The following is a 15,702-nucleotide window of genomic DNA, read 5'->3' on the forward strand; positions in this document are numbered from 1 at the left end:
TGATATATTTTGGAGGTAATTAATTATGGCTAAACAAATTGCTTATGGTGAAGAAGCAAGAAAATCTCTTATGAGAGGTATTGACCAGCTTGCTGATACAGTTAAAATCACACTCGGTCCTAAGGGCAGAAATGTTGTACTTGACAAAAAGTACGGCGCTCCGCTCATCACAAACGACGGTGTAACAATTGCTAAGGAAATTGAGCTTGACGACCCATTCGAGAATATGGGCGCACAGCTTGTTAAGGAAGTTTCAATCAAAACAAACGATGTTGCAGGTGACGGTACAACAACAGCTACACTTCTTGCTCAGGCTCTTATCAGAGAGGGTATGAAGAATGTAACAGCAGGCGCAAACCCAATGGTTCTTAAGAAAGGTATTGCAGACGCTATCAATGTTGCGGTAAAGGCTGTTTCTGACAACAGCAAGCAGGTTTCGGGTTCTGACGATATTGCAAGAGTTGCTACAGTTTCTTCACAGGATGAGTTCATCGGTAAGCTCATTGCCGAGGCTATGGAAAAGGTTACAACAGACGGTGTTATCACAGTTGAAGAGTCAAAGACAGCCGAAACTTACAGCGAAGTTGTAGAAGGTATGATGTTTGACCGTGGTTACATTGCTCCTTATATGGTAACAGATACAGACAAGATGGTTGCAGAACTTGACAACCCATACATTCTTATTACAGATAAGAAAATTTCAAATACACAGGAAATTCTCCCGATTCTTGAGCAGATTGTTCAGTCAGGCAGAAAACTCCTTATCATTGCCGAAGATGTAGAGGGCGAAGCTCTTACAACTCTCGTACTCAACAAGTTAAGAGGTACATTTACTTGTGTTGCTGTTAAGGCACCGGGCTTTGGCGACAGAAGAAAAGAAATGTTACAGGATATCGCAACACTTACAGGCGGTACAGTAATTACATCAGACTTAGGTCTTGAGCTTAAAGATACAACAATGGATCAGCTTGGTACTGCTCGTCAGGTAAAGGTTGAGAAAGAGAACACAATCATTGTTGACGGTGCAGGCGACAAGGACGCTATTAAGGGCAGAGTTGCACAGATTCGTCAGCAGATTGAAACAACAACATCTGATTTTGACCGTGAAAAACTTCAGGAACGTCTTGCTAAACTCGCAGGCGGCGTTGCAGTAATCAAAGTCGGTGCTGCTACCGAAATTGAAATGAAAGAAAAGAAACTCAGAATTGAAGATGCTCTTGCCGCTACTAAGGCTGCTGTTGAAGAGGGTATCGTAGCAGGCGGCGGTATCGCTTGTATGAACGCTATTCCTGCTGTTTCCGCTTTTGTTGATACACTTGAGGGCGATGCTAAGACAGGCGCTAAGATTGTTCTTAAAGCTCTTGAAGAGCCGCTCCGTCAGATTGCCGCAAATGCAGGTCTTGAGGGCAGCGTAATCTGCGAAAACATCAAGAAAGCTAACAAGGTTGGTTACGGCTTTAACGCTCTTACAGAGGAATACACAGATATGATTGAGGCAGGTATCGTTGACCCGACAAAGGTTACTCGTTCTGCTCTCCAGAACGCATCTTCTGTTGCTGCAATGGTACTCACAACAGAGTCACTCGTTGCAGATATTAAAGAGCCTGCAGCTCCTGCTGCTCCTGCTGCTCCTGATATGGGCGGTATGTACTAATTTAAAGCTCCTTATAAAATCCCTTAAAAATTCATCTGCCATACCTGATTTGGTATGGCAGATTTTTTATGTTTATAATTAAACATACTTAAACGGTTCTTTATAAAAATTAGAATAAATACGGTTTAGCGAAACACATAAGTCAAGCAATTATAAAAGTTTGGTCGAACTTTTCAAAGATTGAGGGTGTGGGCAAAGCCCACAAATATTTTCCTGTTTTGCTGCTTGAACACAATGGCAAAAGTTTATTAAAAAGTTTTGTAGCTTAAATTTTTCAAACTATTTACTTTTAGGCATAAACAACTTAGACATATCGACATTTTCAAATTTTAAAAGTTTTTCTTTAATATCAACACCACCCGCATAGCCTGTCAAACTTCCGTCCGTACCTACTACCCTGTGGCACGGAACAATGATTGAAATAGGATTATGTCCCACTGCGCCACCCACAGACTGTGCAGACATCTTCTCTACTCCCCTGTTTTCAGCCATAAGTTTAGCTATCTCACCGTATGTCATTATTTTACCGTACGGTATAGTCAAAAGTATTTTCCAAACTTCATTACGAAACGAAGTTGACGATAAAAACAAAGGCGGCGTAAAATCGGGATTTTTTCCGCTAAAATAAATATCAAGCCATTTTGCTGTCTGTTCAAAAACAGGCAGATTTTTTTGCTCATATTCTTTAGTAAGCGTAGAGGCAAAATATTTTTGCCCATCAAACCATAATCCCGTAAGTTCTTTTCCGTTGCTTGCAAAAGTAATTTTTCCAAGCGGTGAATTATAATGATTTATGTAGTGCATAATATTCTCCTGTGCCGATAAACAGTTTTATCCTGCTTATCGGCTTATTTACTTAACTTATCAACAAATGCAAGCATACGGCTTTCATAGGCTTTTTTATCAATGTAATGCGACTCGGCATGTTCGGAATCTTTCACTATATAAAGCTCTTTATATGCTTTGCAGTAAGAATAATTTTTCATAGTCATCCAAAGCGGTACAAATTCGTCATTTTCTCCGTGGATAAATAAAACAGGAATATCCGATTTTGCAATTTCCGCAGCGGTATTAACATCTTTATATCCGTATCCGGCACGAATTTTTGACATAATATTTGTAAGATAAATGATAGGGAATCTCGGAAGATGATAATCTCTTTTCAGTACATACTCAAAAATTTCGTCTACGCTTGTAAATCCGCAGTCTGCAATAATGCCACGCACATTTTTTGGCATAATACTGCTTGCCATAAGTACAGTTGCTCCGCCCATAGATATACCGTGCAAAAATATTTTTATATTACTGCCGAAACGATTTACAGTATATTTCACCCAATTGCGCAGATCTAATCTGTCAAGCACTCCAAAGCCTACATATTTGCCCTCACTTTGCCCGTGTGCCCTGTTATCCACAAGAAGTACATTATACCCGTTTAAATAATAAGTACGGGCAAGGCTTGCGAAATCCTTTTTACCGCTGCCTGTAAAGCCGTGAACACAAATAATAATTTTATCGGAAAATTTTTCGTTTTCAAGCAAAGCGCCGTATAATCGTAATCCGTCAAAAGACTTTATATAAACATTAATATATGGAATATTTTCAAGCCATAATCTGCCTGTTTTTGCAATCGGATAATGCCTGTACCAGCTTGCTACGGCATCAATGTCCTTTTGACAACTGCTCTTTTTTTGCCTGTAAATAATCATTTTAAACAGATATTCAGACACAAGCACACTGCAAACCACGAGAAGTACAACAAACAACAATATTCCCACTAAAATCTCAAGCACGGCTATTCCCCATTTCATAAGGCAAGGTTTTTACTGCTCTTAATAGTATATCCGTACCTGAAAGATTTTAGTATAAAATTAAAAGGATGTACCGAAAAAGTACATCCTTTATTGTTATCAAAGTGCGCTGTTGAAGATTTCTTCCGCGTTGCTCATCATTTTTCTTACTGTGCTTTGTCCGCATTTTGCAGAAATAAAGTCCAAAGCCTCTGTAAATGTGCGTGGGTCATTATGGGTCAATGAATGTGCATCACTGCCGATAACATCAATATATCCGCCTTTTATAAGCTTTATAAGCTTAAGTTTTGAGAAAAACGACGCTTTTTTGGTATAAGAATTGGTGTTGGTCTGGATAATTACACCCATATCCTTAAGCTCACCGATAATAGACGGATCGTTGATTAAAGCAGGGTATCTTTCAACATGAGTAAGAACAGGAATCATATTGTAATTCTCTGTAAGTTTTACAAAATACTCCATAGTGTGACTTGAAAACTGCGATGTGTAAGCAAACTCGGTAAGTATGTAATTGGAGTTGCCGTAACAAGCGCAGGAAAAGTCATCTCCGTTAAACATATATCGAGTGACATAAACTTCCGCACCAACAACAACTTTCATACCGTCAGGAATATGCGGCATAAGTTTATCAATCGCATGCTGTCTTTGTGCGGCAAAATCCTCTGCACTGATTTCATTTGTATAAAAATGAGGAGTAAGACAAACATTTGTTACGCCTTGTTTTTTTAGTTCATTTAATATAACAAGGCTTTTTTCTACGCTTGGCGCTCCGTCATCAATTCCAGGAAGTATATGCGAGTGCATATCGTACAACTGCATTTTACTCCTCCATTCTGTTAGATATTAAAGTGCCTCACATACGAGGTCGCCCATCTGCTCACAAGTAACCTTGTTTGTACCCTCTTCGTAAATATCCGGTGTACGGTTATTCTCAAGAACTTTGGTAACTGCTGCCTCAATAGCGTCTGCTGCCTTTGGCTGATCAAGTGAATAACGGAGCATCATTGCAACAGAAAGAATTGTTGCAAGCGGGTTTGCGATACCAAGACCTGCAATGTCAGGAGCTGAACCGTGGATTGGCTCGTAAAGACCACTCTTGCTCTCTGAAAGGCTTGCAGATGCGAGCATACCGATTGAACCGCTGATCATTGACGCCTCATCAGAAAGAATATCGCCAAAGATATTTGAAGTAACAATAACATCAAACTGACCCGGGTTTCTTACAAGCTGCATAGCACAGTTGTCAACATACATATAGTTAAGCTCAACTTCGGGATATTCCTTAGAAATTCTTGTTACTGTTTCTCTCCAAAGTCTTGATGACTCAAGTACATTTGCCTTATCAACGCTTGTGAGCTTTTTATTTCTCTTCATAGCAAGGTCAAAAGCTACTCTTGCAATTCTCTCTACTTCCGGTACGGAATACTGTTCTGTATCCCATGCGGCAGGCTGACCGTCAACTTCTGTTCTGCCTCTCTTACCAAAGTAAATACCGCCGGTGAGTTCACGAACGATCATAATATCGAGTGAACCGCCGATGATTTCATCTTTAATCGGAGATGCTTTCTTAAGAGGTTCAAAAATAACAGCAGGACGAAGGTTTGCAAAAAGTCCGAGTGCTCCTCTGATGCCGAGAAGACCTGCTTCGGGACGATTATTACCCGGCTGATTATCCCACTTAGGACCGCCTACTGCGCCTAAAAGCACACTGTCTGCTGCCTTACATTTAGCAACTGTTTCATCAGGGAGCGGAACTCCTGTTGCGTCAATAGCACAACCGCCGAGGAGTGCCTCGTCATATTCTACTGTAAAATTAAACTTTTCGCTTGCTTTGTCGAGTACCTTAACAGCCTGGTTTACGATTTCAGGACCGATACCGTCACCTTTTAACAAAACGATTTTGTAGTCTGCCATATTAATATCTCCTTTGAGTTAATATATTTGTCAGTATAGGCATAAATAAATGATTTTATTACACCTTTATATTACATTATTGCACAATCTTTCGCAAAAGATTGTAAACTGCGCTACAATTCGTACTATTTTAAAAATTAATCTTCAATATCCTTTTTTTCGGGAATTACCGAGAATACCTCCATAATCTTATCTCTCTGCCAAAGCTGTGGTGTAATTCTTACGGAGTAGCCGAAACCGTTGTCCATAACCCATTCAAAAGGCTTTGCCTGTGGCATTCCGTACACTGCAAGCAAAGTCATTATAACGCCGCCGTGTGTGACAATAACGCTTTCTGTTGTGCCTGTTTTGATAAGTCCCTCAACAATGCTTTCAAACATTTTGCAGATTCTGCGTGTGAAATCGGCATTGCTCTCACCTCTCGGGGGTTTTACCGAGGGGTCACCCGCAAGCCATTTTTGGAAATCTTCATCTTCGTTTAAATCATTTGCGGTTTTTCCCTCCCATTCGCCAAAATTACATTCCGAAAGATTGGCGATGACAAGCGGATTTTGCTCCGGATAAAGAATTTTGCAAGTCTGTGTACAACGCTTTAACGGACTTGTAAACACTGCCTGTGCACCCGGATAACGATATTCGTAATCAAGTTTTCTAAGTTCTGTTTTTCCTTTATCCGAAAGCGGAACATCAGTAGTGCCTATGTACTTGCCCGATAAAGTTTCGTCTATACTTCCGTGGCGAAGAAAGTGAATAATATAAGATTTCATAATTGTAACTCCTATGGTATTTACAAATTGTAATTAATATATTATACTGTTCGTATAAAAGAGGTGCTTTCAATGAACAGTGATTTTCCTATGATAATTTCAATGCTGCGAAGAGAACGCAGATTAAGCCAAAAGCAGGTAGCGGCGGACTTGGGTATTTCCCAGGCGCTGCTCTCTCATTACGAAAAAGGAATAAGAGAATGCGGACTTGATTTTCTCGTAAAAACCGCCGAATATTACGATGTGTCTTGTGATTATTTGCTTGGCAGAACACCGAACAGAAACGGTCAGCAGGCACAGCCTGTCAATATACCCGATGCGGAGATTCCGACAGCTGAGCCGGGCAGCAATATGGTCGCTATGATTAACAAAAAAGTTGTAATGAATACAAGCGCCGTTACTTTCGATATACTCGATAAACTCGGAAACAAAAAGCTGACAAACGCTGTAAGCAACTATCTTATGAATGCCCAGTATCAGGCATTTCGTTCGGTATATTCGTGTGAAGAAAGCAACCCGCAGGATTTATTTACGCTGAACAAAAGCAAGTACAGAAGTCTTTGCAGCGCAGCTATGACGCTCGACCTTGCTATGATTGACGCTATAATCGAAAGTAAGACCGAAAATACATCAATTGCTCTTTCACCCGATTTGCTTTCAAGATATTTTGAAAAAGGTACTGCTTCACTTTTTACATTGGTAAGGAATGCGGAAAAAAGCGTAAAAAGCAAGTTTAAATAAACGGTTCTTTGTAAAAAGTCGGATAATTATGGTTTTGCAAATTGATTTGTAATATAAATTTTAAATTCTTAAATCAAAATGGCTGAGTCAATATACAATTGATTCAGCCATTATTTTTAGCTTTAATATCAGGAAGTTGCTTGAGTTGTAGTCTGCTGTCTGCCCTTACTTACAATAATTATAATGTTAGAACCGCTTTCAAGAGTATCGCCTGCAACATGATTTTTGTAGCCGATAACTCTGTTTTCCGCTACTGTATCACTGTACTGATATTCAGCTGTAGCAAGAAGTCCCGCATCTGCAAGCGACTGCGCAGCCTCATCAATTTTATTACCCTGAATTGCAGGAAGTTCACGCATCTGAGCACCAAGACTGACTGTTACAGAAACTGTAATACCGTCTTCCTGCTCTACTTTAGAACCTGCCGGAGGATACTGTTCCATTACAACACCGTCGGCATATTTATCGCTGTAAGCATCATTGTAATCTCTGTAAACCACAACGCTGTCATCGGAAGCCGCAGCCTTTACAACATCTTCGTACTTCATTCCGACATAGTTAGGAACAACAGGACCTGTCCATTCCGTGCTTGATGTAGACGCTGCAGTGGCATCAGTATTACCCGAGAATAATCCTGCAAGCGGATTCTGCATAAGCCAAAATACACCGGCAACACCAAGTACAAGAACTGTAATTGCAACAGAAATAGTAACAATGGAAGCATGCGACATACCGTTATTACGGCGTGACTGCTCCTTTGTAATATTCATACTTGCTGTTCTCGAAATTTCGTCCTGAATAGCCTTTGCGGTATGTGCAACGGAAAGTTGAGAACGAAGCTCGTCAAAATCTGTAATTCTGTTCTCACGCTGAACCTGTAAACCGTTTGCAAGTGCAGATACAACATGAGGAGGCAAACTCTTTACAGTAGATGTGCTCATAAGAAGTCTGCTGTCTTTTAAACGCTCAACTGCACTCTTTGGAAGATGACCTGTAAGTGCATAGAAAAGTGTAGAACAAAGTCCGTAAATATCCGTAATATCATCAAGCGGAAAATTATCTTCATACTGTTCGGGTGCTGCTGCGCCTGAAAACAATTGAGATTTAAGCGCTGTACCACGCTTACGCTCATTTTCCGTAGCATAGCCTGCCATTCTGATTTTACCCGAAGCAGTAATAAACAGATTTTTAGGCGCTACCGCATAATGACCGACACCACGCTTATGAAGAGCCTCAAGTGCCGAAATTACGGGCATAAAGAGCGGTCTTGCAATATCCCAGTCAAGATGACCATTGCTGCGCTCAATATATTCTTCAAAAGGAATAAGGTCCTCTTTTTCTTCAATAGCATATGCTGTATTGTTTTCTTCAAAAACATCAACAATATTTGTAAGTGCCGAAAGATCTTTTAATTCTGAAATAATACGAAAATATGAAATAAACTCATCTCTAAGTTTATTAAAAGCAAGTCTGTCATCGTAATTAACTTTTAATTCAGTCTGTCCTTCATCTCTTGAAAAAAGACCGATCGGTAAAAATTCAGATACAATTACAACATCGCCCGTCTGCTTGTCAAAAGCAATATAGCGTGTTGATTCACCGTTAGTTTCAAGTCCGGTACCTGTTACATATCTGCCTGCAAGCTCTGTGCCGAAAGGCAGAAAAGGTGCCGACTGAACTTCTGAATTATCAAAATGGCAGTTCGGGCAGATTACACTACCGTTAAGTTCCTGCATACAACCCATACATAATGACATAAAAATTCAACTCCAAATAGAATAACACAAAACGAAATGATACTAATATATTATATCATAAGGTTATAATTCTTTTCAAGACTAATGAGTGTCATTATAATTACAATTTTGTTATTACAACCGTTTATATAACAATGACATCTCTTTATAAAACTAAGTGGTGGAGATAATGGGGCTTGAACCCATGACCTTCTGACTGCCAGTCAGACACTCTCCCAACTGAGCTATACCCCCATATTGGTGTTTAAAAATTACCGCATACTATATAATGTTTTTGTAAATTAAATTTAATTTATGAACTGATTAATAATAATTATTGCATTTCCGTAATTTATTTTTACATTTGCTCTGTCAGAAATAAAAATATTTGAAATGCCCATTGCTTCTTCCGCAGTTAAAATAAGATTCTCCGCCGAATACTCGGCACCTATATAAGATACATTCACACTGTCACAGGCAAAAGGAAAGACTGAAAAAGTTTTTCCTTTATTTCCGTCAAAATTATATTCGCCCATTTTCAAAAAGCGAATAATCTCTTTGTCGGAAACGATTATTCCGCTTGCACCTTTTTTATCAAGATACATAAGAACAGAAATATTTGCAAAGGTATGATCAAATCTTCCGCCTGTTGCGGCAAGGATAACAAAATCATCATATCCACGGGACAGTGCAACCTCTATGCAATGCAAAAGGTCTGTATCATCTTTATGTGAATTGAGTTTGATTACTTCGCAATCATCGGGTAAATTACCGCTGTACGAATCAAAATCACCGACTATAAGGTTAGGCTTTGCACCTGCTTTTTTTGCATATTCATAGCCCTTATCGGCACAAATAAGATAATTGCAGTCCTTAACCTGTTCCGATATAAAATCTATATCCGCTTCAGGCGAGCCCGCAATTATCGTACAACGCATTTTAATTCCCCTTTACTTTTTTAACTGCCACTTTTTAATATCTTTTACCTCATTGTACATAGCGACATAACTGTTGTGACGGGTTTTCTCAATATCTCCGTCAGCAAGTGCCTGCAAAACTCTGCAGCCTTTTTCGCAAGTATGAGAACACGAAGTAAACATACATTCTCCGAGATACTCTTTAAATTCGGGAAAGCAATATTGAAGTTCGTCTTTATCAATAATTTCGTATCTCTGCAAATCAACGGTTGAAAATCCGGGTGTGTCTGCGATATAACAGCCGTCAAGATTAAACAGTTCAACTGCTCTTGTAGTATGTCTGCCTCGTCCGAGTTTATCGCTTATTTCACCTGTTGCAAGGCTTAGGTTAGGAAAAAGCATATTTAACAAGGTTGACTTACCCACACCGCTGTTGCCTGTAAAAGCAGAAGCTTTGCCCATAAGTAAGGCCTTTAATCTCTCTGCTTCATCTGTCTTTTGCGGAGAAGTACAAAAAACTTCAAATCCCGCATTTTTGTAAATATCGGCAACCTTTTCACCGCTTTCAATATCATCTTTTGAAATGACAATTACAGGCTGCATATTGCTGTTAATCGCAGCGGCGGTCATTTTATCTATAACCGCATAATTCGGACTTGGTGAAACTGTCGAACAAACGATTACGAGAATATCAATATTAGCAAGCGGCGGTCGCTTTAATTTATTTTTTCTCGGCAGGATTTCGTCAAGAGATGCAAAGCCCTCTTTCTGAACAGAAATTTTCACCCTGTCGCCAACAAGAGGAGAATTTCCGCTCTTGCGGAAACTTCCTCTTGCTTTACATTCATATATTTGATTGTCGCACTCGACATAGTAAAAACCGCCGAGCACTTTCATCAATAATCCTTCGTTACTGCTCATATCAATTAAAGCGATGCCTCGGAAGGTTCGGTTGCATCTGTTGGCTGAACCGGTGTGTATGGCGGCTCTGTAACAGGCGGCTCTGTATATGCAGGCTGTGTTTCAACAGGTGCGGTTGTAGGTACAGCATACTCGTGAGTAGCTGTTTGTGTTACAACAAGTGTTGAATAATTAATTGAATATTCACGGTAAACCTGACCGTCAAGCTGTACCACAATGTTTGAAGTACCCGAACCCGTAAATTCAAGAGTACAGGTCTTATTGTACTGCGGCACAAGTGTTTTTGAATACTTAGTATCAACAACACCGTCTACAATTACAGTCATCTCAACCGATTCAGTAGCATTTGTAGGTAAATCTACATATACATTTACTGTAGCCACATCACCCTTACCCGAACTTACAGTAAGGGTTACAACAGTACCTTTATCTACCTTACCGTACTGCAACGGTGACTGTGAAAGAACTGTGTCTTTTGCCTCTTTACTTTCGTCATCGTAAACTGTTTCTACAGTAAGACCTGCATCAACAAGTTTTGTTTTAGCCTCTGAAAGTAAAAGTCCGGATACAGACGGAATAGTTACCTTTTCATCTCTCTCGCCGTTTGCAATGTAAATATAAACGGTAGAACCGATATTTGTATGAACACCTGCCTTAGGGAATACTTCTGCAACATATCCCTTAGGAGTTTTAGTGTTTTCAACATAGATTATCTTTGGAACAAGGCTCTTTTCCTCAATAATTGCAGATGCGTCTTTTTCGGAATAATTAAGAACATAAGGAACCGAAGCATTTGTATCTGTTCCGTTTACTTTAAGAGTAATCTGTGAGCCTGATTTTACAAGTTTTGAATCAGCGGCAGGCTCCTGTTCAAGAATTACACCAAGCTCTTTTGAAGCGTCATACTTGCTCTCCACAACAAAGTTAAAATTGTCTTTGTTGTCGGCATTGGCCTCTGCCAAAGTTTTACCGACAAAATTCGGTATTTCAACATCTTTAGCCTGTGAAGTCGAACATCCTCTGAAAATTGCAAGACCTACAAATACGGCAACCACAACTACGGCAGAAATTATAATACCCTTGATTGCATAATAAGACGGCTTGTGTTCAATCTTCTGTTCCTCATCTGCGGTTTCGATTTCAGGTTCTGGAGTTTCCTCCGGTTTTGCAACAGCCTTATCAAACTTTGTACTGTTTGTTTTTGTATCTTTAAGTGAAGTAACAAACTTTGTAGGCTGATTATCAACAAATTTTGAATAATCAAATACAATAGACGGATTAAGTCTGAAACGCTCCATATCGTTGAGCATTTCAGCGGCAGAATTATATCTGTCGGCAGGATTCTTTTCCATAGCCTTCATTGTAATCTGCTCAAGTCCGATAGGAATAGTGGGATTAAGCTCTCTCGGGCGCTTAGGAGTTGACTGTAACTGCATAAGAGCTACTGAAACTGCACTGTCTGCGTCAAAAGGAAGTTTACCTGTGAGCATTTCATAAAGCATAACACCGACCGAGTAGATGTCAGACTTGCCGTCTGTTGCCTCACCTCTCGCCTGCTCCGGTGAAATGTAATGAACCGAACCAATTGCGTGTTCTGTCATTGTGCGTGTAGCTTTGTCGGAAAAACGGGCAATACCAAAGTCTGTAACCTTGATTGTGCCGTCCTGTAAAAGCATAATATTCTGTGGCTTTATGTCACGGTGGACAATGCCATGCTCGTGCGCATGCTGTAAAGCCTTAAGAACCTGACTTGTGAGATACAAAGCCTCTTTCCACTCAATGATACCCTGCTGATCAAAGTATTCTTTAAGTGTAATGCCGTCAATGTATTCCATTACAATATACTGAATCATATCACCGAAGCTGACATCATACACCTTAACAATATTAGGGTGTGAAAGTGTTGCGATAGCCTTTGATTCATTTTTAAAACGACGGATAAATTCCTCGTTATTGAGGTATTCATCTTTTAAAATCTTAATGGCAACTTCACGGTCATCAAGAGTATCGGTACAGCGATATACATTAGCCATACCGCCAACGCCGATAAGCTCATGAATTTCATAACGGCCATCAAGTCTTTTGCCGATATATTTATCCAATTTATTTCACTCTCCGTTTCTCAATAAATAACCGTGGCGGTAATATTATCGGTTCCGCCGCCTTCCTTTGCCTTGTCAACAAGCTTATTAATAAGATCCTCGCCCCTGTTTTCGTGGCAAATTTTAACCATATCGCCTGTTGTAATGCAATTGGAAAGTCCGTCTGTGCATATTAAAAGAACATCACCGTAAATAAAGTTTGCCTCTATATAGTCAAGCCTTACAGACGGTTTTATTCCGAGTGCTCTTGTTATAAAATTCTTATTGGGATGATTCTGTGCCTGTTCATAGGTAAGCTCACCTCTGCGCACCATTTCCTGTACAACAGAGTGATCCTCAGTAAGCTGTTTGATTTTGCCGCCCCTTATTGCATAGGTACGGCTGTCGCCAACATGGACAATATGAACCGTGGTATCCTTTACAAAAACAAACTCGCAGGTTGTACCCATTCCCGTAAGTTCGGGATCTTTCAAAGAAAGTTCATATATTTTCATATTTGCGTTTACAACAATTTCTGCTATAAGCTCGCCGATTTGTTCTTTGGTCATATCGTCCTTGTATAAATCGGTTATTTTGGAGCTTATGTATTCCACAGCTGTTGCACTCGCTATGTTGCCGCCGTTGGCACCTCCCATTCCGTCACAGACTACTGCCCAAGCACAGCTGGGAGAAATAACTCCGAAGCGGCAATCGTCCTGATTTTGTGAACGAACTAAGCCAATGTCACTTTTGCTAAAGACTTCCAAGTTATTTTCCTCCTTCGTTAGTATGATTTCGTCTGAGCTGACCGCAGGAAGCGTTAATGTCACTTCCAAGGGTTCTCCTGACTGTCGCCGTAATATGTTTTCGACCAAGTATATTTACAAAGGCCTGTTGCCTTTCCATACTGCTCTTTTTGTATCCTGTTCCGTCAACGGTGTTTACCGGAATGAGATTTACATGACAGTTCATATCGGCAAGTCTGTCCGCAAGCTCGTAAGCGTCCCTGTCAAAATCATTTACACCGCTTATCATAGAGTATTCAAAAGTAACCCGTCTGCCTGTAATATCAAAATAATCTTTACAAGCCTTTAAGAGTTCATCCATAGAATATCGCTTAGCAATAGGCATAGTCTTTTGCCTTACGGTATCGTTAGGAGCGTGTAATGACACGGAAAGCGTAATGCCGAAGTGCAGCTTTGCAAGCTCATAAATTTTAGGTACAATACCGCAAGTGGAAATTGTGATGTGGCGCATACCGATATTAAGACCGTTGTCATCGGATACAAGTCTTAAGAACTTTACCACATTTTCAAAATTGTCGAGCGGTTCGCCCATTCCCATAAGGACAATATTCGATATCCTGATATTCAAATCTTTTTGTGCGGATTCAATCTGATTGAGCATTTCGGACGGAGTCAAACTCCTTGAAAAACCGCTTTTGCCGGTTGCACAAAAAGTACAGCCCATTTTGCAGCCCACTTGTGTGGAAATGCAAATTGAGTATCCGTGTTTATAATTCATAACAACGGACTCTACACATTCACCGTCATTGAACGAAAAAAGATACTTTACTGTCTTATCATACCTTGAAATTAGTTTTTTTTCAATATTTGCAACAGAAATGTAACAACTTCTTTTTAAAAAGTCCTTGATTTTCAAAGGAATATTCAGCATTTCATCAAAAGAAGTGACATTTTTGTTAAGCCATTGGTATATTTGTTTTGCTCTGAACTTTTCAAAACCGTTCTCGGTTACAAAGTCGGTAAGCTCATTTAGGTCAAGAGATTTAATATCAATTAAGCTCAAAAGATTACCTCCTTGTAAGTACAGCTATGTAAAAACCGTCGCCGTCAAAAGTGTGCGGCATAAGTGTTATTTCATACGGTTTTTCGTCAAATGCTCTTTTAAGTTCAGGAGGCAGTTCAAGTTTAACTCCCTCAAAATCATTGTGCTCGGCAAGAAATTTTGCTGTATTTTTATTGTTTTCCTGCGGATTCAGCGTACAGGTCGAATATACAAGTTTTCCGCCTTTTTTTAGATATTTTGCGCTTTCGCAAAGTATTTTATACTGAATATCAGCAAGGTCTGTATCTATAAGGTCATCTTTATAGCGAATTTCCGGCTTTCTTGAAAGCACTCCGAGTCCGCTGCACGGCACATCGCAAAGTATTCTGTCTGCCGACGGCAATTCCTTATCGGCAGACGCACCGTCACGCAGGCAGGTTTCAATAATATTGATACCCAGTCTTTTTGCGCCTTTTTCTATAAGTTTCAGCTTATGCTTGTACATATCGCAAGCCGTTATTTTTCCGCTGTTTTGCATATACTCGGCGATTGTAAAAGTTTTGCCGCCCGGTGCCGAACAAATATCAAGCACGGTCTGTCCTTTTTCGGCAGAAAGAAAGTATGCGCAAAGCTGGGACGACAAATCTTGAATATGCAGTAAACCGCCTTTGTAGGCTTTCAATCTTTCGATTGAACCCGTATCTGCTATTTTTACCGCATTACTCGGAAAATCAACTTTTTCAGCCTTTACCTTATCATCGGCAAGCACACTTATAAGTTCGTCTGTATTTGTTTTCAGCGTATTAACTCTTGCGTAAATATTCGGTCTGCCGCTAAGATTTTCTAAAATCCCCCTTGCGTTATCCTCGCCGTAGGAATTTATCCATAATTTAACAAGCATTTGCGGGCAGGAATATTTTACCGAGTAATACTCTGCCTTATTTTTTATATCGGGATATTTTATTTTACAATTATCTCTCGCAAAACTGCGCAGAATTGCATTTATAAAACCGGAGGATTTTTGCAGTTTTTGCTGTTTGGCAAGTTTTACACTTTCGTTAACAGCGGCGCTTTCGGGAATTTTATCCATAAAAGCCATTTGCAAAAGTCCGAGGCGGAGAATAATTTTTGTCTTTAACTCAATTTTCCTTAACGGAATTTTAGAGTATTGTTTAATGATGTAATCAAGAGTGATTTTACGCTCAAGCACACCGTAAACAAGCGCAGATGTAAAAGCCGCATCAAGCGGCGAAAGCTCACTTTCCTTTACTGCGTTATTGAGTGCTATATTGGAATATGCTCCGTCCTGTTCAATTTTTAATAATACTTTAAATGCAGTTTTGCGTGAATTAGCCATTTAAAAATCTCTTTT

General features: G+C 39.8%; 14 protein-coding genes and 1 tRNA gene. 2 read left to right on the plus strand and 13 right to left on the minus strand.

Translation table 11 applies throughout. The annotated features are described in order from the left end of the window. The first annotated feature begins 25 nt into the window (after nucleotides 1-25). Nucleotides 26-1,654, plus strand: a complete 1,629-nt coding sequence (gene groL / locus I2E21_RS00415; protein ID WP_195410051.1) for a chaperonin GroEL — start codon at nucleotides 26-28, stop codon at nucleotides 1,652-1,654. A gap of 279 nt (nucleotides 1,655-1,933) precedes the next feature. On the opposite strand, the gene I2E21_RS00420 is transcribed toward groL, so the two are convergent. From I2E21_RS00420 to I2E21_RS00440, 5 genes are all read right to left on the minus strand, one after another. After that, complete coding sequence (locus I2E21_RS00420) at nucleotides 1,934-2,458, minus strand: methylated-DNA--[protein]-cysteine S-methyltransferase (protein ID WP_195410052.1); 525 nt, start codon at nucleotides 2,456-2,458, stop codon at nucleotides 1,934-1,936. Between the two features lie 44 nt (nucleotides 2,459-2,502). Continuing rightward, the gene (locus I2E21_RS00425; RefSeq protein ID WP_195410053.1) at nucleotides 2,503-3,465 is read right to left on the minus strand and encodes an alpha/beta hydrolase; all 963 of its coding nucleotides are present in this window, start codon (nucleotides 3,463-3,465) and stop codon (nucleotides 2,503-2,505) included. 99 nt (nucleotides 3,466-3,564) lie between these two features. Continuing rightward, the gene (locus I2E21_RS00430; RefSeq protein ID WP_186934635.1) at nucleotides 3,565-4,284 is read right to left on the minus strand and encodes a CpsB/CapC family capsule biosynthesis tyrosine phosphatase; all 720 of its coding nucleotides are present in this window, start codon (nucleotides 4,282-4,284) and stop codon (nucleotides 3,565-3,567) included. Between the two features lie 24 nt (nucleotides 4,285-4,308). Continuing rightward, nucleotides 4,309-5,379 carry a 3-isopropylmalate dehydrogenase gene (leuB, locus tag I2E21_RS00435; protein ID WP_186934634.1) on the minus strand — a complete coding sequence of 357 codons (1,071 nt, stop codon included), beginning with the start codon at nucleotides 5,377-5,379 and terminating at the stop codon, nucleotides 4,309-4,311. Between the two features lie 137 nt (nucleotides 5,380-5,516). Continuing rightward, complete coding sequence (locus I2E21_RS00440; RefSeq protein WP_186934633.1) at nucleotides 5,517-6,146, minus strand: histidine phosphatase family protein; 630 nt, start codon at nucleotides 6,144-6,146, stop codon at nucleotides 5,517-5,519. Nucleotides 6,147-6,218: 72 nt separating this feature from the next. On the opposite strand from I2E21_RS00440, the gene I2E21_RS00445 reads away from it, so the two are divergent. Then, the gene (locus I2E21_RS00445) at nucleotides 6,219-6,887 is read left to right on the plus strand and encodes a helix-turn-helix transcriptional regulator (RefSeq protein WP_195410054.1); all 669 of its coding nucleotides are present in this window, start codon (nucleotides 6,219-6,221) and stop codon (nucleotides 6,885-6,887) included. Nucleotides 6,888-7,015: 128 nt separating this feature from the next. Here I2E21_RS00445 and I2E21_RS00450 read toward each other — a convergent pair whose 3' ends face one another. From I2E21_RS00450 to rsmB, 8 genes are all read right to left on the minus strand, one after another. Next, a complete protein-coding gene (locus tag I2E21_RS00450; RefSeq protein ID WP_195410055.1) occupies nucleotides 7,016-8,644 on the minus strand; it encodes a PASTA domain-containing protein in 1,629 nt (542 codons plus the stop codon). A 158-nt stretch (nucleotides 8,645-8,802) separates the two neighbouring features. Then, nucleotides 8,803-8,878: transfer RNA gene (locus I2E21_RS00455), tRNA-Ala, on the minus strand. A gap of 53 nt (nucleotides 8,879-8,931) precedes the next feature. Beyond that, nucleotides 8,932-9,561: a thiamine diphosphokinase gene (locus tag I2E21_RS00460; RefSeq protein ID WP_022235473.1), complete on the minus strand. Its 630-nt coding sequence runs from the start codon at nucleotides 9,559-9,561 to the stop codon at nucleotides 8,932-8,934. Nucleotides 9,562-9,573: 12 nt separating this feature from the next. Further along, on the minus strand, nucleotides 9,574-10,461 hold the full coding sequence (gene rsgA / locus I2E21_RS00465) for a ribosome small subunit-dependent GTPase A (RefSeq protein WP_195410056.1): 888 nt from the start codon (nucleotides 10,459-10,461) through the stop codon (nucleotides 9,574-9,576). 5 nt (nucleotides 10,462-10,466) lie between these two features. Continuing rightward, nucleotides 10,467-12,563 carry a Stk1 family PASTA domain-containing Ser/Thr kinase gene (pknB, locus tag I2E21_RS00470; RefSeq protein WP_195410057.1) on the minus strand — a complete coding sequence of 699 codons (2,097 nt, stop codon included), beginning with the start codon at nucleotides 12,561-12,563 and terminating at the stop codon, nucleotides 10,467-10,469. A gap of 20 nt (nucleotides 12,564-12,583) precedes the next feature. Then, nucleotides 12,584-13,309 carry a Stp1/IreP family PP2C-type Ser/Thr phosphatase gene (locus tag I2E21_RS00475; RefSeq protein ID WP_022235470.1) on the minus strand — a complete coding sequence of 242 codons (726 nt, stop codon included), beginning with the start codon at nucleotides 13,307-13,309 and terminating at the stop codon, nucleotides 12,584-12,586. A gap of 1 nt (nucleotide 13,310) precedes the next feature. After that, nucleotides 13,311-14,351 carry a 23S rRNA (adenine(2503)-C(2))-methyltransferase RlmN gene (rlmN, locus tag I2E21_RS00480; RefSeq protein ID WP_195410058.1) on the minus strand — a complete coding sequence of 347 codons (1,041 nt, stop codon included), beginning with the start codon at nucleotides 14,349-14,351 and terminating at the stop codon, nucleotides 13,311-13,313. 4 nt (nucleotides 14,352-14,355) lie between these two features. Continuing rightward, nucleotides 14,356-15,687, minus strand: a complete 1,332-nt coding sequence (gene rsmB, locus I2E21_RS00485; protein WP_195410059.1) for a 16S rRNA (cytosine(967)-C(5))-methyltransferase RsmB — start codon at nucleotides 15,685-15,687, stop codon at nucleotides 14,356-14,358. Between the last annotated feature and the right edge of the window lie 15 nt (nucleotides 15,688-15,702).

Source organism: Ruminococcus sp. BSD2780120874_150323_B10 (assembly GCF_015553695.1).
Classification (GTDB): Bacteria; Bacillota; Clostridia; order Oscillospirales; family Acutalibacteraceae; genus Ruminococcoides; species Ruminococcoides intestinale_A.

What these genes read in the sequence shown, in the direction of transcription:
- I2E21_RS00450 (WP_195410055.1), bottom strand. Translation starts at nt 8,644, where the DNA reads ATGTCATTATGTATGGGTTGTATGCAGGAACTTAACGGTAGTGTAATC.
- I2E21_RS00420 (WP_195410052.1), bottom strand. Translation starts at nt 2,458, where the DNA reads ATGCACTACATAAATCATTATAATTCACCGCTTGGAAAAATTACTTTT.
- I2E21_RS00440 (WP_186934633.1), bottom strand. Translation starts at nt 6,146, where the DNA reads ATGAAATCTTATATTATTCACTTTCTTCGCCACGGAAGTATAGACGAA.
- I2E21_RS00430 (WP_186934635.1), bottom strand. Translation starts at nt 4,284, where the DNA reads ATGCAGTTGTACGATATGCACTCGCATATACTTCCTGGAATTGATGAC.
- leuB (WP_186934634.1), bottom strand. Translation starts at nt 5,379, where the DNA reads ATGGCAGACTACAAAATCGTTTTGTTAAAAGGTGACGGTATCGGTCCT.
- I2E21_RS00425 (WP_195410053.1), bottom strand. Translation starts at nt 3,465, where the DNA reads ATGAAATGGGGAATAGCCGTGCTTGAGATTTTAGTGGGAATATTGTTG.
- I2E21_RS00445 (WP_195410054.1), top strand. Translation starts at nt 6,219, where the DNA reads ATGAACAGTGATTTTCCTATGATAATTTCAATGCTGCGAAGAGAACGC.
- rsgA (WP_195410056.1), bottom strand. Translation starts at nt 10,461, where the DNA reads ATGAGCAGTAACGAAGGATTATTGATGAAAGTGCTCGGCGGTTTTTAC.
- I2E21_RS00460 (WP_022235473.1), bottom strand. Translation starts at nt 9,561, where the DNA reads ATGCGTTGTACGATAATTGCGGGCTCGCCTGAAGCGGATATAGATTTT.
- groL (WP_195410051.1), top strand. Translation starts at nt 26, where the DNA reads ATGGCTAAACAAATTGCTTATGGTGAAGAAGCAAGAAAATCTCTTATG.
- rsmB (WP_195410059.1), bottom strand. Translation starts at nt 15,687, where the DNA reads ATGGCTAATTCACGCAAAACTGCATTTAAAGTATTATTAAAAATTGAA.